The following is an 18,578-nucleotide window of genomic DNA, read 5'->3' as shown; positions in this document are numbered from 1 at the left end:
TGGCTGCCGCGATAGGCCCTGGCTTCCGCAACAGGCTTGAATTTATGGATATGATGAAAATGGCCGAGCGAACCTATTATGCGCCGCAGGGCGGACATCCCGGCCAGAGCGAATTGCTGACCGGCCGCGCTGTGTTCACACAGGCCTATGCCGTCATCCCCAAGGGCGTGATGCAGGACATCGTCACCAGCGCCTTGCCGTTCTGGGATGGGACACGCGTCTGGGTGCTGTCGCGGCCGCTGTCGGGTTTTGCCGAGACGTTTTCGCAATACATCGTCGAGCTCGCGCCTGGCGGCGGCAGCGACCACCCTGAGCTTGACGCCGCCGCCGAAGGTGCGCTGTTCGTGGTCGAAGGCGAGCTAAGCGTTTCGCTTGCCGGCAAGAAACATAGCTTAAGGCCGGGCGGCTTTGCCTTCCTGCCGCCGGCGAGTGGGTGGACGGTGCACAATGAAAGCGGCGCCGCCGTCCGCTTCCACTGGATCCGCAAGACTTATGATTCAGTCGACGGCATCGAGCCGCCGCAAGCGTTCTTCGTCAACGAACAGGACATCGCGCCGACGCCGATGCCGGGTACCGAAGGCCGATGGGCGACCACGCGCTTCGTCGATCCGGCCGACATGCGCCACGACATGCATGTCACCATCGTCACGTTCGAGCCGGGCGCGGTCATTCCTTTCGCCGAGACGCATGTCATGGAGCACGGGCTTTATGTGCTGGAGGGCAAGGCGGTCTATCGTCTCAACCAGGACTGGGTCGAGGTCGAGGCTGGCGATTATATGTGGCTGCGCGCCTTCTGCCCGCAGGCTTGTTATGCCGGCGGGCCAGGCAAATTCCGCTATCTCCTCTACAAGGACGTCAACCGCCACGCCAAGCTTGGCAGCGCCGGCGTCGCGAGACCTACACCATGACCCGCATCGTCGCGCGGCCGCTGACCCGCGAGAATTTCGCCGAATTCGGCGACGTCATCGATATGGGCGGCGACAACCATTATCCGATCAATGGCGGCAAGGCCGAGCGCTACCATGACCTCGCCACCGCGGAAGCACGAGGGCCGAATGCGCGCGTGCTGATCTCGATGGTGCGTGGCACGCACTATGAGCTGCCGTTGAAGCTTACCATGGTGGAGCGCCATCCGTTTGGCACCCAGGCCTTCATCCCGCTGTCACCACGGCCGTTCCTGGTCGTCGTCTGCCATGACGGCGAGGAGGGCCCGGGCGAGCCGCATGCCTTCATCACCGCGCCCGGGCAAGGCATCAACTATCCGCGCAATTTGTGGCACGGCGTGCTGACGCCGATCGGCGAGCCGCAGGACTTCCTGGTCGTCGACCGTGGCGGCGACGACTCCAATCTCGAAGAGTGCCATTTCTCGCACGCCTACGAGATACATCTTCCCGATGGGAGCCGGTGATGACCGACATTTCGCTGATCGACCGCCTGCTCGATGTCATAGAGCACGACATCGTGCCGAAGACGGCCGAGGGCGTCGCGCATGGCAACAAGTTGTTCGGCGCGGCGATCCTGCGTAAAGACGACCGCTCGCTGGTGCTTGCCGAAACCAATAACGAGACGGAAAACCCGCTCTGGCACGGCGAGGTGCACTGCCTGAAGCGCTTCTACGAACTGCCGAAAGCCGAGCGCGTCGACACCAGGGAGGCTATCTTCCTTGCCACCCACGAGCCCTGCTCGCTCTGTCTGTCGGCGATCACCTGGACCGGCTTCGACAATTTCTTCTATCTGTTCAGCCACGAGGACTCGCGCGACAGCTTCGACATCCCGCACGATTTGAAGATCCTGAAAGAGGTCTTCACCCTCGATCCCGGCGGCTACAATGCCGAGAATGCCTATTGGAAGAGCTTTTCGATCCGCAAATTGGTGCGCTCGCTGCCCGACCCCGAGCGCGGTCGGCTGGAAGCGCGCATCCACACAATATCAGCGCGCTATGACGAATTGTCCGGCGCCTATCAGGCCGGCAAGGACGAAAACGACATTCCGCTGAATTGACGCGGATTGACCAGCCGAATTCGTTGACTGGCCCATGACGCGCTCTCACGGGCTCCATCATCTGGCGCTCCTGGAGTTCGCCCGCATGAAAATCGTCACTGAATTCCCACGAAAGATCGTCGAATTTCCGGATATGGGGATCATCATGCCGGACGGCTGCCGGCTGTCGGCGCGGTTGTGGATGCCGGCCGATGCTGCCGACGATCCCGTGCCGGCAATCCTCGAACACCTGCCCTATCGCAAGCGCGACGGCACGATCTATCGTGATCAGCTGACGCATCCCTATTTTGCCGGCCACGGCTACGCCTCGATCCGCGTCGACATGCGCGGCAATGGCGATTCCGAAGGGCTGATGGACGACGAATATTCCGAGCAGGAATTGCAGGACGCTTGCGACGTCATCGCCTGGGCGGCGGACCAGCCCTGGTGCAACGGCAATGTCGGCATGATGGGCATTTCGTGGGGCGGCTTCAACTGCCTGCAGGTGGCGTCTAAGCAGCCGCCGGCGCTGAAGGCGGTCATCAGTCTCTGTTCGACGGTCGACCGCTATGCCGACGACATCCACTACAAGGGCGGCTGCCTGCTGATCGAGAATTTCGGCTGGGCCTCGACCATGCTGTCCTATTCGTCAAGGCCGCCGGATCCGTTGCTGGCCGGCGACAACAGATGGCGCGACCTGTGGCTGACCAGGCTGGAGAACCAGCCCTTCCTGGCACCGCTGTGGCTGAAGCACCAGCATCGCGATGCCTATTGGAAGCGCGGCTCGATCTGCGAGGACTATTCCGCCATCCATGCCGCGGTGCTGTCGATCGGCGGCTGGCATGATGGCTATCGCAATACGATTTCCCATCTCGCCGTCAATATCGAGGCGCCGGTCAAGGGCATCGTCGGCCCGTGGATCCACAAATACCCGCATTACGCCGCGCCCGAACCGCGCATCGGCTTCCTGCAGGAGGCCTTGCGCTGGTGGGACCGCTGGCTGAAGGACATCGACACCGGCGTCGAGGCCGACCCCGCCTACCGCGCCTATGTCATGGACAGCGTGCGTCCGGCGCGCTGGCATCCCGAGCGGCCGGGCCGCTGGGTCGCTGAATCGGAATGGCCGTCACCTAACATCAAGACGCAAGAGGTTGAGCTTATCGCTGAAGGCAACCACGCTATCGTCGCTTCGCCGCAAAGCTGCGGCCTCGCCGGCGGCGAATATTTCCCCTTCACCTTCGGCCCGGAACTGCCGGGTGACCAGCGCCCCGACGATGCGCTGTCGGTGTGCTTCGACCAGCCGGTGCTGACCGAAACGGTCGACATTGTCGGTGCTCCCGAAGTTGTGGTCAGGGTCTCGTCGGACCGGCGCCAGGCGAACATCGCGGTCCGGCTGTGCGACGTCCATCCGGACGGAGCATCGGAGCTGATTTCCTACGGCGTGCTCAACCTGACGCATCGCAACTCGCACGAATTTCCCGAAGCGCTGGTGCCCGGCGAGACCGTCAGCGCCCGGGTGGTGCTCGACCAATGCGCCTATCGCGTGCCGGCCGGCCATCGCTTGCGCGTTGCCGTTTCGAACGCCTACTGGCCGATGATCTGGCCGTCGCCGGAGCCGGTCCGGCTGGAATTGTCGGCCGCGACATTGATGCTGCCGGTACGCCCGCCGGCGACAGGCGACGAGGTCACCTTCCCCGCCCCCGAAAGCGCCACGCCCTGGGCAACCGAAACGGTCCGCGCCGCCAATTCCGAGCGTCATGTCGATCGCGACGAAAAGACCGGAATGATCACGCTTTCCATCGTGGACGATTTCGGTGAGGTGCGCGACCTGGAGCATGGCCTCGCCAATGGCAGCGTCGCCAGAGAGACATGGGCGATCCATCCCGACAATCCGCTGTCAGCCTCTGGCAAGACGCATTGGACCCAGACGCTGTCGCGAAATGGATGGTCGGTGCGCACCGAAACCTTCGCCGAAATGCGCTCCGACGCGCAAAGCTTCATAGTTAGCGCCAGAATTGAAGCCTATGAAGGCGAGAAACTGGTCTTCGGGCGCAACTTCGAGGAGAAAATCCCGCGCGCACTGCTTTGAGCGCTTATAGCGATTGGTCCAATTGCGACGCACGATTTACGCCACGGCATGTCGCATTCGGTCTTGCTTACCGCTTTCCCTTACGGTCATTATTCTCCCGATAGAAATGAGAAAAACGACCATAAGGTCAGACCAACAGAGTGAGGAACTCAACATGTCAAACGAACTGGAATTTCTCAGCCGGCGCGTTGCGTCCGGCAAGCTGAGCCGTCGCGATTTTCTCGGCCGGGCAGCAGCGCTTGGCGTCACCGCAACTTTCGCCAACTCGCTGCTATCCAGCGCTTCCCGCGCGGCGGGTCCGGTCAAGGGCGGCACGCTCAAGGCTGGCCTGGTCGGTGGCGAGTCCACCAACAGCCTCGATCCGGCGCTGTTTATGACGCAGGTGCCGTTCGCCTTCGGCAAGATGTGGGGCGAACTGATCGTCGAACTGTCTCCCGAAGGCAAGCTCGAGAACCGCATCGCCGAGGAGATCGGCTCGTCGGACGACGCCAAGACCTGGACGCTGAAGATCCGCGATGGCGTCGAGTTCCACAACGGCAAGAAGGTGACCGCAGAGGACGTGGCCGCCACCCTCGAACGCCATTCGGACGAGAAGTCAAAGTCCGGTGCGCTCGGTTACATGAAAGGCATCGAGAGCATCAAGGCCAGCGGCAAGGAAGTGGTGCTGACGCTGAAGGAGCCGAATGCCGACCTGCCCTACCTGCTTAGCGACTATCACCTGATCATTCAGCCGAATGGCGGCAAGGACAAGGCCGATGCCGGCATTTCAGCGGGTCCTTACAAGGTCACCACCAACGAGCCCGGCGTGCGCCATGGCGGCGAGCGCTTCGCCAATTATTGGCAGGGCGACAAGATGGGCCATGCCGACCAGATAGAGATCATCGTCATCAACGACGCCACGGCGCGTACGGCCGCTCTGCAGGGCGGCCAGGTCCACATGATCAACCGCGTCGAGCCGAAGATCGTCGATCTGATCAAGCGCGTGCCCGGCGTCACCATCCGCAACCATTCGGGACCCGGCCACTACGTCTTCATCATGCACTGTAACACCGCGCCGTTCGACAACAACGATTTGCGGATGGCGTTGAAGCTGGCGATCGACCGCGAGGAGATGCTGAACAAGGTGCTGCGTGGCTATGGCTCGCTCGGCAACGACTTCCCGATCAATGCATCGTACCCGCTATTCACCGAGATCGAGCAGCGCAAATACGATCCCGACAAGGCCAAGTTCCACTACAAGAAGTCGGGCCATGACGGTGCCGTCCTGCTCCGGACGTCGGACGTCGCCTTCCCCGGTGCCGTCGATGCTGCACAGCTGTTCCAGCAGAGTGCTGCCAAGGCCGGCATCACGCTGGAGATCAAGCGCGAACCGGGCGACGGCTATTGGTCGGAAGTCTGGAACAAGCAGCCCTTCTGCGCCTCCTACTGGGGCGGACGCTCGACGCAGGACCAGATGTACTCGACTGCCTATCTGTCGACGGCCGACTGGAACGACACACGGTTCAAGCGTCCGGATTTCGACAAGATGGTGCTGGCGGCTCGCGCCGAGCTCGACGAGGCCAAGCGCAAGGCAATGTACCACGACATGGCTGTGATGGTGCGCGACGAGGGCGGCCTAATCCTGCCGATGTTCAATCAGTTTATCGACGCGACGGGCGCCAAGGTTGCCGGGTGGGTGGATGATCCGCATCAGGAGTTGATGAACGGATATGCTCTGGCGAAGTGCTGGCTCGAAGCCTGAGCCCGGCCTTGCGGATATGTCCTCACCCATCGTGAAACTGGTGGCCCAGCGCATTGCGCTGGGCATTCTGCTGCTGTTGGCCGTTTCGGTCCTGATCTTCGCCGGCACCCAGATCCTGCCCGGCGACGTCGCGCAAGCCATCCTCGGACAATCGGCGACACCGGAGTCGCTCGCCAATCTGCGCGAGCAGCTCGGCCTCAATGATCCCGCTTACATCCGTTATTTTCGCTGGCTCGGCGGCATTCTGACCGGTGATCTCGGCACGGCTATGTCGAGCGGTCAGGATATCGCAACCTCTATCAAGGGAAGGCTGTGGAACACGCTGTTCCTCGCCTTCTGGGCGGCGGTCGTCGCGGTGCCGCTGGCGATCATCCTCGGGCTGATCGCGGTGCGCTACCGCAATGGCTGGGTCGACAAGCTGATCTCGGGACTGGCGCTGGCCTCGACGTCCTTCCCGGAATTCTTCGTCGGCTATGTACTCGTCTTTTTCTTCGCGGTGCAACATCAATGGTTTCCCGCCATTTCCACTGTCTATGACGGGATGCCTTTCGGCGAACGCATTCAGGCCATCGCACTGCCGGCGGCGGCGCTGACTCTGGTGGTGCTAGCCCATATGATGCGCATGACGCGCGCCGCGATCCTCAATGTCATGCAGTCGGCCTATGTCGAAACCGCCGAACTCAAGGGGCTTTCGGCCTTCGCGGTCATCCGCAGGCATGCCTTCCCCAATGCCATTGCGCCGATCATCAACGTCGTGATGCTCAATCTCGCTTACCTGATCGTCGGCGTCGTCGTGGTCGAAGTTATCTTTGTCTATCCAGGCATGGGCCAATACCTCGTCGACCACGTCACCAAGCGTGACGTGCCGGTGGTGCAGGCGGTCGGGCTGATCTTCGCCGCCGTCTACATCAGCCTGAACATCATCGCGGACATAGCAGCGATCGTCGCCAATCCGCGCCTCAGACATCCGAAATGAGGGGGGCGGGTATGCTCGTCATCAAACGCATCCCCATCCCGGCATTGGTCGGCATCGTGCTGACGGCGCTGTTCGTGCTGGCAGCAATTTTTGCGCCGTGGATCGCGCCGCATGGCAATGCCGAGATCGTCAGTGACGTCCCTTGGGAACCGATGTCGGCGGCGCATTGGCTGGGCACCGACAATCTCGGCCGCGATCTGTTGTCGCGCATGATCTACGGCGCCCGCATCACCCTGTTCATCGCGGTGCTGGCGACCGCGCTGTCCTTCTCGCTCGGCGCCATCCTCGGCTTTTCGGCAGCGGTTTTCGGCGGCTGGTTCGACACGCTTCTGTCGCGTCTCGTCGATCTCCTGATGTCAATTCCGACACTGATCATGGCCCTTGTCGTGCTGTCGGTGCTGCCATCCAATCTCGTGACACTGATCCTGGTCATGGGCATTCTCGACTCGACCCGCGTCTACCGCCTGTCGAGGGCGGTCGCCGTCGACATCAACGTCATGGACTACGTCGAGGCGGCCAAATTGCGCGGCGAAGGCAGCGGCTGGATCATCTTCCGGGAAATCCTGCCCAATGCGCTGTCGCCGCTGGTTTCGGAACTCGGCCTGCGCTTCATCTATGCCGTACTGTTCCTGTCGACGCTGTCCTTCCTCGGGCTTGGCGTACAGCCGCCGGACGCCGATTGGGGCGGCATGGTCAAGGAAAACAAGGATGGTATCGTCTTCGGCATAGGCGCCGCCCTCATTCCGGCGGCGGCGATCGCAGCGCTGGCGATTTCCGTCAATCTCGTCGCCGACTGGGTGCTCAACCGCACGACAAGCCTGAAGGGAGGACGCGGGTAATGGCTGACAAGCAACCGAAGCCCGGGCAACCGAAGCCCGGGCAACCGAAGTCCGGCGTGCTGCTCGACATCCGCAATCTGCGCATCGAGGCCACGGTATATCCGCCGGGTGAGGCGCCGAAGAACATCGTGCTGGTGCACGATGTCTCGCTGACGCTCGAAAAGGGCAAGGTGCTCGGATTGATCGGCGAGTCCGGCGCCGGCAAATCGACCATCGGCCTGTCGTCGATGGGCTACGGCCGCGGCGGCGTGCGCATCACCGGCGGCGAGGTCATCCTCAATGGCCGCGACATCCTGAAGGGCGGCAACGAAGGGTTCCGCAAATTGCGCGGCCGCGAGGTCTGCTATGTCGCACAATCGGCGGCAGCCGCCTTCAATCCGGCGCACAGGCTGATGGACCAGGTGGTCGAGGCAGCACTCCTGCACGGCACGGCGACGCGGGCCGAAGCCGAAAAGCGCGCCGTGGCGCTGTTCAAGAAGCTCAGCCTGCCGAACCCCGAAAGCATCGGCGAGCGCTTCCCCCACCAGGTCTCGGGCGGTCAGCTGCAGCGCGTGATGACGGCAATGGCGCTGTGCTCGGAACCCGACCTGATCGTCTTCGACGAGCCGACCACGGCGCTCGACGTGACGACGCAGATCGACGTCTTGGCGGCGATCAAGGATGCCATCCGCGACACGCATGTCGCGGCGCTCTACATCACTCACGACCTTGCCGTCGTCGCCCAGGTCTCGGACGAGATCATGGTGCTGCGCCACGGCCGGCTGGTCGAATGGGGCGGCACCCGCCAGATCATCAAGGAGCCGCGCCAGGAATACACCAACGCGCTGGTTTCGGTGCATGAGATCGAACACCAGGAGCAGAAGCCTGGCACGAGCCCGTTCCTGTCGGTCAAGAACATCACCGCCGCCTATGGCCGCAGTCACATCAAGGTGCTGAAGAACGTCTCGGTCGATATTTTCCCCGGCCAGACGCTGGCGGTGGTCGGCGAGTCCGGCTCCGGCAAATCGACACTGGCGCGCGCCATCACCGGCCTCTTGCCGCCCGAACAAGGCACCGTCACCTTCGACGGACGGCCGCTCGCCAACCGGCTTGCCGACCGGCCGAAAGAGGATTTTCGCCAACTGCAGATGATCTACCAGATGGCCGACGTGGCGATGAACCCGCGCCAGACGGTCGGCACCATCATCGGCCGGCCGCTGGAATTCTATTTCGGTCTGCGCGGAAGGCAACGTGATGCCCGTGTCGCGGAACTGCTCGACAAGATCGAAATGGGCAAAGGCTATGTCGACCGCTATCCGGCCGAGCTTTCGGGCGGCCAGAAGCAGCGCGTCTGCATCGCCCGCTCGCTCGCCGCAAAGCCGAAGCTGATCATCTGCGACGAGGTGACCTCGGCGCTCGATCCGCTGGTCGCCCACGGCATACTGGAGCTGCTCCTCGGGCTGCAGAAAGAGGAAAACGTCGCCTATCTGTTCATCACCCACGACCTGGCCACGGTCAAGTCGATCGCCGATTCAATCGCCGTGATGTATCGCGGCGAAGTGGTGCGCTACGGCGCCAAGAGCACCGTGCTGACGCCACCCTTCGATGCCTACACCGATCTTTTGCTATCGTCGGTGCCAGAAATGGAGATCGGCTGGCTAGAGAAAGCGATCAAGGGACGGCGCATGGCCAGCGCGGGGAACTAGCGGGCCGCCCTTTGCGCCCGACGATCCTGTCCGGGCGTGGATTGAACGGCAGGCCCGCCCTGACTTTCCGATCAAGCCGCATGGAGGCGCCCTTGGCGCTCAACACAAAACTATTGCTCATCATCCTCGACGGCGTGCCTTACCGGAACTGGCGACGGCTGATGGGCAATCTCGAAGGCTGGGTGCAATCAGGCGAAGCCCGCGTATGGAAAATGCGCTCCGTGCTGCCGTCGACCTCGGCATCCTGCTATGCCTCGATCCACACCGGCGTGCCGCCCCAAGTGCACGGTATCCTGTCGAACGAGAACCGGTTTCGGGTCGAACAGCCGGACATCTTTTCCCAAGTCAGCAGGGCCGGCGGCAAGACCGGTGCGGTCACCCACTCCTACTGGTCCGAATTCTTCCGGGCCTATCCGTTCGACCTGGTCGAGGACATGGAGTTCGACCAGCCGGGCAGGCCGATCAGCCATGGCCGGTTCCACACCATGACCGGCTACAATGCCAGGAACCAGATGACGCCGAGCGACGTCGACCTGTTCGCGACGTTGACCATGCTGACCAGGCGCTACGGCATCGACTACGGCATCCTGCACAGCTGTACTCTGGACTCGATGGGCCACCGCTTCGGCCATGACTGCCACGAGATGGATCATGCCGTCTATGCAATGGACGCCATGCTCGCCGGCTTTCTGCCAGGCTGGCGGGAAGCCGGCTACGAGGTGATCGTCACCGCCGATCATGGCCAGACCGATCGCGGCCATCATGGCGGCCACGACGAGGAGATGCAGGATTTCGCACTTTACTACTTCGGATCCGGCGAGGGTCCGGAAGCCAATACGCTGCTCGATCAGCTGCAGCTCGCGCCGACGGTGCTTGCGCGCCTCGGCGTGCCGGTGCCGGCGACAATGAAGGCAAAGCCGTTCCTGAGCTGAGCGCGCGCCCTCTTCTCCCTCTGGCAACGCTCCCGCTCTTCAGTTAGCCTCCGCAAATATACGGGCGGATGCGGTGAACCTTTTTGGGCCGATCAGCGACAGAGCAGGCAGGAGCCAGGCGGCTCGACCGGCGATGACGGCCGCGGAGACCGATCGCGCGCTTGTCGAGCGGGTCGCGAAAGGCGACCGTGCCGCCGTGCGGCTCCTGTTCATGCGCCACCACGCGCGGGTCTACCGCTTCGTGGCACGCCAGACGGGATCGGAACTGATGGCCGACGATATCGCGAACGAGGTGTTCCTCGAACTCTGGCGGCAGGCACCGGCCTTCGAGGGGCGCTCGGAGGTCTCGACATGGCTGCTCGGCATTGCCCGCTTCAAGGCGCTGTCCCTGCTGCGCAAGAAGAAGGAAGACTGGATCGACGACGATGACGCGGCCCAGGTCGCCGACGGCGCCGACACGCCGGAAGTCGTGACGATGAAGGAAGACAAGGCCGCCGCCTTGCGACGCTTTATCGATGCCATGCCGGAAGAGCACCGCACGGTGATCGACCTTGCCTATTATCACGGGCAATCGGTGAGCGAGATCGGCGAGGTACTCGGCATCCCGGTCGCAACCGTCAAGACCAGGATGTTCTACGCCCGCAAGAAACTCGGCGAAGCCCTCAAGGCCGCCGGTTACGACAGGGGGTGGCCATGAGCGCCGCTGAAAAAATGTCACGCCGCGACGAAATGGAAATGCTGCTGCCGTTTTATCTGAACGGCTCGCTGGAGGGCACCGAGCTCGAAGCCATCGAGGAATGGCTGGCGAGCGATCCGGCGGCGATGGCCGCACTAGGCGAGGCCGAGGCCGAATTCTCCGGCACCGCTGCCGCAAACGAGGCAATCCGCCCGCCGGCCGATGCGCTCAGCCGCTTTGCCAAGGCGCTCGACGCCGAGGCCGGCCCGTCCCGCGCGCCTGCGGCATCGTCCTGGCTGGCGCAAGCCTGGAGCCGCTTCATGGCGGTGCCCGCCGGCGTCGCCTGGGCCGCGGCCGCGGTGCTGCTGGCCCTGGTCGTAGCGCAATCCTTTGTGCAGACCGGCAACAGAGGTGGCGATTTCGAGATTGCCGGATCGGAGGACGATCTGGCCAAAATGCCGTTTGCCCTTGTGAAGTTCAAACCGGATGCGAAGCTGTCCGACATCATCGCTTTTCTCGACCAGAACCAGTTGAAGATCGCCGGCGGGCCGACCGCCGACGGTGTCTTCCGCCTCGGCGTTCCGGCCAAGACCGCCGCCGACTATCAGAAGCTGCTTGGCCTTATTGCCGCCCAGCCTTTCACCGAAGCTGCGCTGGAGGGAAGGAAACCGGCTGATGGCGGCTAAGGCGGTCATTCGATTGACGGCAGCGATGACAATCTTCGCCGCGTCCGCAATGGCGCAGACCAATGACCCGAACCTCACCCAGGCTGAGATCGACTGCCTGAACCGGGGAAATGCTGCCAACGCCGACTGCGCTAAGGATGGCGGCGCCGTGAAGGATGGCGGCAAAGCGCTGGCTCCTGGAATAACGGGCGCGGTGTTTCTTCCGGACTTGATTTTCGACCTGTTCCCCAATCCTGCCGTAGTCACCGAGGCGCCTATACCTCCTGGCAATACTGCAACCCCACCCGCCGTCGCGCCGGCAATACAGGCTGCCGCGCCGGGCGGTCCGGTCGTAGCACCCACCGATCTTGTCGCAACCGAGCCGCCGCGCGCCGTGATCGGCGATTTCGTGCCCGACGAGGTGCTGGTCACGGTCAATGGCGATGCCGGCGCGGTCCAGCAGATCGCGGCCTCGTTCGGCCTCGAGATACGCTCGCAGCGGCAGTCGCGGCTGCTCGGCAACACGCTGGTGCGCTTCGGCATTCCCGATGGCCGCCCGGTCGGCGTCGTGCTGGCGCAACTTGCCGCCGACGGCCGTACTTTGCGGCGTGAGGCCAACCACGTCTACTCGCTGCAGCAGGCGGCCAGCATCGTCAATTATGCGTTCGAGCGCATTGCGCTCGATGCCGACAAAGCCAGCGGCGAGAATGTGCGCGTCGGCGTCATCGACACCGGCATCGATGACGGCAATCCGGCGCTCTCCGGCGTCATCGCCGGGCAGTTCGATGCCATGCCCGACGTGCCGATCAAGGCGCGCGACCACGGCACTTCGGTCGATGGACTGATTGCCGGCACCGGCGCGTTCAAAGGCATGGCGCCGGGTGCCAGGATCTATCACGCCCGCGCCTTCGAGGGCGGCAAGTCGACCATGGACGTCATCCTTTCGGCGCTCGACTGGGCGGCGGAGCAGGATGTCCGCATCATCAATATGAGCTTCGTCGGTCCGAAGAACGACCTGCTCGGCATCGCCTGCCGCAATGCGCGCGCGTTTGGCATCGTGCTGGTTGCGGCCGCCGGCAATAACGGACCGAAGGCGCCCTATGGTTATCCGGCCGCCTTCGACGGCGTGATGGCGGTGACGGCCACCGATGCCAAGGACGGGCTGATGCCGCAGGCCAATCGCGGCGCCTATGTCTTCATCTCCGCTCCCGGCGTCGAGATGGTGGCGCCGAGCGGCGCCGGCTCGGACGTGGTGACCGGGACGTCCTTCGCCGCAGCGATCGTGACCGGCGCCGTCGCCAACCTGTTCCATGCCGCACCCGACCGTTCGGCCGACTGGGTCGAGAAAGCACTTGCCGCCACCGCCAGGGATCTCGGCCCAAAGGGGCGGGACAATGATTTCGGCTTTGGCCTGCTGAATACCAAGGCGGCCGAGGCGGCGAAGGAATAGCCCGCTCAAGTCGCGTTTTGCTGAGGACGTAGCAGAAAATAGAATGCGGCGATGTGCGTTATCATCAGCAGCGGTACGTAGATGATCGGGATCGCGTAGGTGGCGCCCAGTTCGCCTGCGCGTGCAGGAAGGCCGATCTGGACGGCATGGTAATAGTCGACGATGAGGTCGACCGTCCCTGCGACATTGAAGGCGACGACCAACGGCCAGAAGAGCGGGCGTATCCTCACCGTGAGCAGCGCCAGCATGGCCAGCACGCCAGTCGCGAAATCGCCGTAGGCGGCGAATACGGCGAAGTCGGTGGGCAGATTGGGGCTTACGACACCTGGAACCATGAAGACGAGCCCGAAGAAGCGGAAGCTGTGCAGCGTAGCGATGGCGCGTTGCGCCGCGACCCGGTCCATCGACCTGAGCCACGGCAAACCGTACGCGCCGAAGCAAAGCAGCCACGCGACATAGCCGAGAGCAAGATGGGTTTGGAACACCATTTCCGTGGACATTTGGCCTTCTCTCAACAGTTGATTCACGCGGCTTTAAGCCCGCTACCGCAATTCGACTATCCGGTGTAATCACAACAACCTATGAAGCAGAACTACACAGTCCGACATGGTGCGCTGGAGGGCGTCGAGGCGTTCCTGGCCGTCGCCAGGCGCCTCAGTTTCCGCCGTGCCGCCGCCGATCTCGGCGTGACGCCATCCGCCGTGAGCCAGACGGTGCGCGCGCTGGAAGCCCGCCTGGGCACGGCGCTGTTCGTCCGCACGACGCGGAGCGTTGGTTTAACCGAGCCTGGCCAGCGGTTCCTCGACCGTGCCGGCCCGGCGTTCGAAGAGCTTGTCGCGGCCGGCGAGGCCGCCCGCGATATCGGCCAGCGGCCGACCGGTCTGCTGCGCCTGTCTGTGCCCCGCGCTATCGTGCCGCTGATGTTGGAGCCGCTGATCGCGTCGTTCTGCCAAGCCTATCCTGAGATCGAACTGGAGATCGCCGTGAGCGACCAGATGGTCGATCTCGCGACCGGCGGGTTCGATGCCGGCATCCGCCTCGGCCAGCTCATCGCCGCCGACATGGTCGCGGTGCGGCTGACAGCGCCGTTCTCGTTCGTGGTCGTCGGCAGCCCTGACTATTTTGAGCGCCACGGCCGTCCCGAGCGTGTCGACGACTTGCGCCACCACGCCTGCTTACGCTTGCGCCGCTCGAATGGCAGCATCGCGCCCTGGTCGTTCATCGACGGCAACGGCGCGATCGAAGCGGTCGTCTCAGGCCCGCTGATCGCGCACGACTATTCGACGTTGGTCGGGGCTGCGATGCGGGGCGTCGGGCTGGCGCAGACACCGCGACCACTCGCCGAAGGTCTGATAGCCGAAGGAAAACTCCAGTCGGTGCTGGACAGCGTCGCCACGACGACGCCGGGTGTCTTCCTTTATCATCCCGGCAAGCGCCAAGTCCTGCCGAAGCTGCGCGCCTTCATCGATCACCTCAAATCCGCGGCCTGAGACCAGGACGCACCCGCTGGTGCTGGCCAACAGCCGCCAAGAGTCGACCTCGGCCGTTCAGAGTGATTGCCTCTAGGCCGGCGCGCCGGCGACCGATCCCCTGACCACCAGGTCGACCGGCCAGACTTCGCCGCGAGCGCCCTCCTCCAGGCCGGAAATCCGCGCCGCCAGCCGTTCGGCGATGCGCGCGCCGGCGAGGCGGATTGACGAACGCGTCGTCGACAGCGGCACCGAAAAATTTTCCGGCTTCAGCCAGGGAAAGACGTCGTCATGGGCGATCAGCGACAGGTCGCCCGGAATGGTCAGGCCGAGATCGCGCACCGCGCGCACCACGCCGAGCGCCATGATCAGGCTGGAGCAGGCGATCGCCGTCGGCGCGTCACTTTGTTCCAGCAAGCGCCGGGCGGCGCGGTAGCCGTTCTCCTCGGTCATGGTGAGCGAACAGACATGCTGATCACGAAGCACCAGGCCGCTCGCCGCAAGCGCGCGGCGCACGCCGCGCTCGCGATGGATGGCGAAGGTCTCGCGATCGTCGCCGTTGATCAGCGCCAGACGCCTATGACCGAGCTGAACGAGTAGCCGCGCCGCCTCGTGGAAGGCGCCCTCATTGTCGATGTCGGTGAACGGATAGTCGAAATCGAAGCCTTCGCTGCGGCCATGGACGATGAAAGGAATGCCGAGCGTATTGACCAGCGCCACCCGCCGGTCGGCCGGCCTCGGCGACGAGATATAGACCGCGTCGACCTGCCGGTTGGCGACAATGCGGCGGTACGTCGTCTCCTGGTCGTCGGCATCGGCCGGTGACAGCACCAGGTCGAGCTCGTGCGAACGCGCATAGTCGCCGAGGCCGGACAGGAACTCGACGAAATGCGGGTCGATGTCGACGGTCGTCCCCGTCGGCAGAACATAGCCGATCATGCCGGTCTTGCCGGTCGCCAGCCGACGGGCGCTCGGATTGGGGCGATAGCCGTGACGCTTGGCGGCATCGACCACCCGCCGGCGCGTTTCCTCGTTGACTTCGGGGTAGCCGTTCAATGCGCGGCTCACCGTAGTCTGCGAAAGCGCCAGCATGTGGGAGAGCTGCTTGAGGTTCACCGGAGGCCTCCAAACCTCAAAGCGCTTTTAATCTGAATCGAGCTGGCCGCTACGAACCGCGTTGCCGAGCGCACTGACCATACGCACGGTTCGGACCGGTTTGAAGCCGAATTTGCTGCTGCACCGCCAGAAAACTGTGCTGCAGCGCACTTTTGCCGGCACTCGGCCGCAGAAATTAAATCGATTAGTCTGGCTTTCTCTTGACTCCGGATCAATTCAGTGGCGTGATCAAAATCACCAAAGCGCTTTGGAAGACTCTACGAAAGGTTGCAGTTCCTTTCCGACTGAGTCACAGTCCTGCAGCGCCGGCGGACGGAATGGAGGTTTCGTTCGGTGTTTGTCACCACTGGGAGGGAATACCGATGAAGAAAATGCTTCTGCTGGGCGCTGCGTTTGCCACGCTTGCGCTCGCCATGCCGGCGCAAGCCGAATTGAAGTTCAAGCCGGGCGAAGATCCCCGTTTCAACTGGGCGAACTACGAAGAGCTCAAGAAAGTCGACCTCAAGGGCGAGACGCTGACGATCTTCGGACCGTGGCGCGGCGAGGACGAAGGGCTTATCCGCACCGTCCTCGATTACTTCTCCGAAGCCACCGGCGCCGAGATCAAGTACTCCTCGTCGGAGAATTACGAGCAGCAGATCGTCATCGACACGCAGGCCGGCAGCCCGCCCAACATTGCCGTGCTGCCGCAGCCGGGCCTGATCCAGGATCTGGCATCGAAGGGCCTTTTGACGCCGCTCGGCGACGACACGGCCAACTGGGTCAAGGACAATTACGGCGCCGGCCAATCCTGGGTCGACCTCGGCACGTTCAAGGACAAGGACGGCAAGCCCGGCTTCTTCGCCTTTCCGTATAAGGCCGACGTGAAGTCGCTGGTCTGGTACTCGCCGGACAATTTCGAGGAAGCGGGCTACAAGGTGCCGAAGACGCAGGAAGAGCTTGCCGAGCTCGAAAAGAAGATCATCGGCGACGGCGGCACGCCATGGTGCATCGGGCTTGGTTCGGGCGGCGCCACCGGCTGGCCGGCGACCGACTGGGTCGAAGACATCATGCTGCGCACCCAGACGCCCGAGACCTACGACAAATGGGTGAAGAACGAAATTCCGTTCAACGATCCGGCAGTGGTCAACGCCATCGACATTTTCGGCAAGATCGCGACCGACGACAAGATGGTCGAGGGCGGCGCCAAGGCGGTTGCGGCGACCGATTTCCGTGACAGCCCGAAGGGCCTCTTCTCGGTGCCGCCGAAATGCTATCTGCACCACCAGGCATCGTTCATCCCGACCTTCTTCCCGCAAGGCACCAAGATCGGCGAGGATGCCGACTTCTTCTATTACCCGCCCTACGCCTCCAAGCCCGAGCTCGGCACTCCGGTGCTCGGCGCCGGCACGCTGGCCATGATCACTAAAGATAGCAAGAGTGCCCGCGCGTTCATCGAATTCCTGAAGCTGCCGCTCGCTCATGAGATCTGGATGGCACAGGGCGGCTTCGTGACGCCGTTCAAGTCGGTCAACAAGGACGCCTATGCTAGCGACGCGCTGAAGAAGCAGGGCGAGATCCTGGCCAACGCCTCGACCTTCCGCTTCGACGGGTCCGACCTGATGCCGGGCAAGATCGGCGCCGGTGCGTTCTGGACCGGCATGATCGACCTGGTCGGCGGCAAGTCCGCCCAGGACGTCGCCACTGACATCCAGAAAAGCTGGGACGCGATCAAGTAAGCGGCCGGCTTGAGTTCCCAATGTGATGTGGTCCGGGCCTCAAACGGCCCGGACCCTACCCGGTGCTTGGCGTCGCGTCGATTGTCGTGAGTACAACACATTCCGGCATGACGCGCGCCCAGTGACCTGCTTTCCGGCTGGTCGCGCTCCAGACAACTGAATCGGCGCATGATCCCGTCGCCAAAGCCATTCTCGACTGGCGGATCCGTGCGCAGGGGGAGGGACCCATGGCGGCTCAGATTTTTTCCGCGATATTCGTCATCATCATCGGCGTGGGCGGCTGCGTCGCCTATTTCTGGGGCGCCAACAAGGCACTCGACACGATCTTTCCAGCACGCGGCGTTTCCGGCAAGGCGGCGATTAACAATCTGCGCCGGCAGGGGGTGATCCGACCCTGGCTGTTCGTCGGCCCGGCGATGATCATCCTCACCATTTATCTGATCTACCCGGTGGTGGAGACGCTGAGGCTGTCGTTCCTCGATCGCGGCGGCGCCCATTTCGTCGGCTTGGCCAACTATCAATGGGCGTTCGGCGACCGCGAGTTCCGCAACTCGATCCTCAACAACATCATCTGGCTGGCGGTGGTGCCGGCCGCCTGCACCTTCCTCGGGCTGATCATCGCCGTGCTCACCGACAAGATCTGGTGGGGCACCATCGCCAAGAGCCTGATCTTCCTGCCGCTGGCGATCTCGTTCGTCGGCGCCAGCGTCATCTGGAAATTCATCTACGAATATCGCGGCGACGGGCAGACGCAGATCGGTCTGCTCAACGCCATCATCCAGTATTTCGGCGGCCAGCCGCAGGTCTGGATCTCGCTGCCGTTCTGGAACAACTTCTTCCTGATGGTCATCCTGATCTGGATCCAGACCGGCTTTGCCATGGTCATCCTGTCGTCGGCCTTGCGCGGCATTCCGGAAGAGACGCTGGAAGCCGCCGTCATCGACGGCGCCAACCCTTTCCAGATCTTCTGGAAGATCATGGTGCCGCAGATCTGGGGCACCATCGCCGTGGTCTGGACCACCATCACCATCCTGGTGCTGAAGGTTTTCGACATCGTGCTGACCATGACCAACGGCCAGTGGAACAGCCAGGTGTTGGCCAATCTGATGTTCGACTGGATGTTCCGCGGCGGCGGCGATTTCGGCCGCGGCGCCACCATCGCCATCATCATCATGATCGCGGTCATTCCGATCATGGTCTGGAACATCCGCCAGGCGAACAAAGAGACGGAAGGGCATTGAG

The 18,578-nt window shown here is 63.1% G+C and carries 17 protein-coding genes; 15 read left to right on the top strand and 2 right to left on the bottom strand.

The features are described 5' to 3' along the window. Window positions 1-59 precede the first annotated feature (59 nt). From NKI16_RS09070 to NKI16_RS09015, 12 genes are all read left to right on the top strand, one after another. Window positions 60-908, top strand: coding sequence for a bifunctional allantoicase/(S)-ureidoglycine aminohydrolase (locus NKI16_RS09070; RefSeq protein WP_502897575.1), 849 nt, complete (start codon window positions 60-62; stop codon window positions 906-908). Then, window positions 905-1,408 carry an ureidoglycolate lyase gene (locus NKI16_RS09065; RefSeq protein WP_352922561.1) on the top strand — a complete coding sequence of 168 codons (504 nt, stop codon included), beginning with the start codon at window positions 905-907 and terminating at the stop codon, window positions 1,406-1,408. The genes NKI16_RS09070 and NKI16_RS09065 overlap by 4 nt, the downstream gene beginning before the upstream one ends. After that, window positions 1,408-2,001 carry a nucleoside deaminase gene (locus NKI16_RS09060; RefSeq protein ID WP_352922558.1) on the top strand — a complete coding sequence of 198 codons (594 nt, stop codon included), beginning with the start codon at window positions 1,408-1,410 and terminating at the stop codon, window positions 1,999-2,001. The genes NKI16_RS09065 and NKI16_RS09060 overlap by 1 nt, the downstream gene beginning before the upstream one ends. A gap of 85 nt (window positions 2,002-2,086) precedes the next feature. After that, window positions 2,087-4,069, top strand: a complete 1,983-nt coding sequence (locus tag NKI16_RS09055) for a CocE/NonD family hydrolase (RefSeq protein WP_352922555.1) — start codon at window positions 2,087-2,089, stop codon at window positions 4,067-4,069. A 154-nt stretch (window positions 4,070-4,223) separates the two neighbouring features. Beyond that, the gene (locus NKI16_RS09050; RefSeq protein WP_352701670.1) at window positions 4,224-5,810 is read left to right on the top strand and encodes an ABC transporter substrate-binding protein; all 1,587 of its coding nucleotides are present in this window, start codon (window positions 4,224-4,226) and stop codon (window positions 5,808-5,810) included. 16 nt (window positions 5,811-5,826) lie between these two features. Further along, complete coding sequence (locus tag NKI16_RS09045; RefSeq protein WP_352681491.1) at window positions 5,827-6,786, top strand: ABC transporter permease; 960 nt, start codon at window positions 5,827-5,829, stop codon at window positions 6,784-6,786. A gap of 11 nt (window positions 6,787-6,797) precedes the next feature. Next, the gene (locus NKI16_RS09040) at window positions 6,798-7,625 is read left to right on the top strand and encodes an ABC transporter permease (RefSeq protein ID WP_352452240.1); all 828 of its coding nucleotides are present in this window, start codon (window positions 6,798-6,800) and stop codon (window positions 7,623-7,625) included. Further along, window positions 7,625-9,310, top strand: coding sequence for an ABC transporter ATP-binding protein (locus tag NKI16_RS09035; RefSeq protein WP_352922551.1), 1,686 nt, complete (start codon window positions 7,625-7,627; stop codon window positions 9,308-9,310). Before NKI16_RS09040 ends, NKI16_RS09035 begins: the two co-directional genes overlap by 1 nt. A gap of 92 nt (window positions 9,311-9,402) precedes the next feature. Then, entirely contained in the window at window positions 9,403-10,242 is an 840-nt protein-coding gene (locus NKI16_RS09030; protein ID WP_352681495.1) for an alkaline phosphatase family protein, read from the top strand. 133 nt (window positions 10,243-10,375) lie between these two features. Further along, complete coding sequence (locus NKI16_RS09025) at window positions 10,376-10,939, top strand: sigma-70 family RNA polymerase sigma factor (RefSeq protein WP_352452243.1); 564 nt, start codon at window positions 10,376-10,378, stop codon at window positions 10,937-10,939. After that, on the top strand, window positions 10,936-11,604 hold the full coding sequence (locus tag NKI16_RS09020; RefSeq protein WP_352590901.1) for an anti-sigma factor: 669 nt from the start codon (window positions 10,936-10,938) through the stop codon (window positions 11,602-11,604). Before NKI16_RS09025 ends, NKI16_RS09020 begins: the two co-directional genes overlap by 4 nt. Continuing rightward, on the top strand, window positions 11,594-13,033 hold the full coding sequence (locus tag NKI16_RS09015; protein ID WP_352922547.1) for a S8 family serine peptidase: 1,440 nt from the start codon (window positions 11,594-11,596) through the stop codon (window positions 13,031-13,033). Before NKI16_RS09020 ends, NKI16_RS09015 begins: the two co-directional genes overlap by 11 nt. A gap of 5 nt (window positions 13,034-13,038) precedes the next feature. Here NKI16_RS09015 and NKI16_RS09010 read toward each other — a convergent pair whose 3' ends face one another. After that, window positions 13,039-13,533 carry a DUF8737 domain-containing protein gene (locus NKI16_RS09010; RefSeq protein ID WP_023680217.1) on the bottom strand — a complete coding sequence of 165 codons (495 nt, stop codon included), beginning with the start codon at window positions 13,531-13,533 and terminating at the stop codon, window positions 13,039-13,041. An 81-nt stretch (window positions 13,534-13,614) separates the two neighbouring features. Here NKI16_RS09010 and NKI16_RS09005 point away from each other — a divergent pair, with 81 nt between their 5' ends. After that, window positions 13,615-14,523: a LysR family transcriptional regulator gene (locus NKI16_RS09005; RefSeq protein ID WP_023680218.1), complete on the top strand. Its 909-nt coding sequence runs from the start codon at window positions 13,615-13,617 to the stop codon at window positions 14,521-14,523. Window positions 14,524-14,595: 72 nt separating this feature from the next. Here the strand turns inward: NKI16_RS09005 and NKI16_RS09000 are convergent, their stop codons facing one another. Next, window positions 14,596-15,618 carry a substrate-binding domain-containing protein gene (locus tag NKI16_RS09000; RefSeq protein ID WP_031213013.1) on the bottom strand — a complete coding sequence of 341 codons (1,023 nt, stop codon included), beginning with the start codon at window positions 15,616-15,618 and terminating at the stop codon, window positions 14,596-14,598. A 362-nt stretch (window positions 15,619-15,980) separates the two neighbouring features. On the opposite strand from NKI16_RS09000, the gene NKI16_RS08995 reads away from it, so the two are divergent. Together NKI16_RS08995 and NKI16_RS08990 are read left to right on the top strand one after the other, a co-directional pair. Further along, window positions 15,981-17,336, top strand: a complete 1,356-nt coding sequence (locus tag NKI16_RS08995) for an ABC transporter substrate-binding protein (RefSeq protein ID WP_023680220.1) — start codon at window positions 15,981-15,983, stop codon at window positions 17,334-17,336. Window positions 17,337-17,563: 227 nt separating this feature from the next. Next, entirely contained in the window at window positions 17,564-18,577 is a 1,014-nt protein-coding gene (locus NKI16_RS08990) for a carbohydrate ABC transporter permease (RefSeq protein ID WP_023680221.1), read from the top strand. The last annotated feature ends 1 nt before the right edge of the window (window position 18,578 follow it).

The sequence above is a fragment of the Mesorhizobium sp. M0698 genome, assembly GCF_040320455.1.
Classification (GTDB): domain Bacteria; phylum Pseudomonadota; class Alphaproteobacteria; order Rhizobiales; family Rhizobiaceae; genus Mesorhizobium.
This window is presented reverse-complemented; position numbering and strand designations above follow the sequence as displayed.

Excerpts from the sequence above, each read along its gene's own strand:
- NKI16_RS09070 (WP_502897575.1), top strand. The coding sequence starts at position 60 with ATGGCCGAGCGAACCTATTATGCGCCGCAGGGCGGACATCCCGGCCAG.
- NKI16_RS09035 (WP_352922551.1), top strand. The coding sequence starts at position 7,625 with ATGGCTGACAAGCAACCGAAGCCCGGGCAACCGAAGCCCGGGCAACCG.
- NKI16_RS09010 (WP_023680217.1), bottom strand. The coding sequence starts at position 13,533 with ATGTCCACGGAAATGGTGTTCCAAACCCATCTTGCTCTCGGCTATGTC.
- NKI16_RS09050 (WP_352701670.1), top strand. The coding sequence starts at position 4,224 with ATGTCAAACGAACTGGAATTTCTCAGCCGGCGCGTTGCGTCCGGCAAG.
- NKI16_RS09025 (WP_352452243.1), top strand. The coding sequence starts at position 10,376 with ATGACGGCCGCGGAGACCGATCGCGCGCTTGTCGAGCGGGTCGCGAAA.
- NKI16_RS09045 (WP_352681491.1), top strand. The coding sequence starts at position 5,827 with ATGTCCTCACCCATCGTGAAACTGGTGGCCCAGCGCATTGCGCTGGGC.
- NKI16_RS09005 (WP_023680218.1), top strand. The coding sequence starts at position 13,615 with ATGAAGCAGAACTACACAGTCCGACATGGTGCGCTGGAGGGCGTCGAG.
- NKI16_RS08990 (WP_023680221.1), top strand. The coding sequence starts at position 17,564 with ATGGCGGCTCAGATTTTTTCCGCGATATTCGTCATCATCATCGGCGTG.
- NKI16_RS09065 (WP_352922561.1), top strand. The coding sequence starts at position 905 with ATGACCCGCATCGTCGCGCGGCCGCTGACCCGCGAGAATTTCGCCGAA.
- NKI16_RS09040 (WP_352452240.1), top strand. The coding sequence starts at position 6,798 with ATGCTCGTCATCAAACGCATCCCCATCCCGGCATTGGTCGGCATCGTG.
- NKI16_RS09020 (WP_352590901.1), top strand. The coding sequence starts at position 10,936 with ATGAGCGCCGCTGAAAAAATGTCACGCCGCGACGAAATGGAAATGCTG.
- NKI16_RS08995 (WP_023680220.1), top strand. The coding sequence starts at position 15,981 with ATGAAGAAAATGCTTCTGCTGGGCGCTGCGTTTGCCACGCTTGCGCTC.
- NKI16_RS09060 (WP_352922558.1), top strand. The coding sequence starts at position 1,408 with ATGACCGACATTTCGCTGATCGACCGCCTGCTCGATGTCATAGAGCAC.
- NKI16_RS09015 (WP_352922547.1), top strand. The coding sequence starts at position 11,594 with ATGGCGGCTAAGGCGGTCATTCGATTGACGGCAGCGATGACAATCTTC.
- NKI16_RS09055 (WP_352922555.1), top strand. The coding sequence starts at position 2,087 with ATGAAAATCGTCACTGAATTCCCACGAAAGATCGTCGAATTTCCGGAT.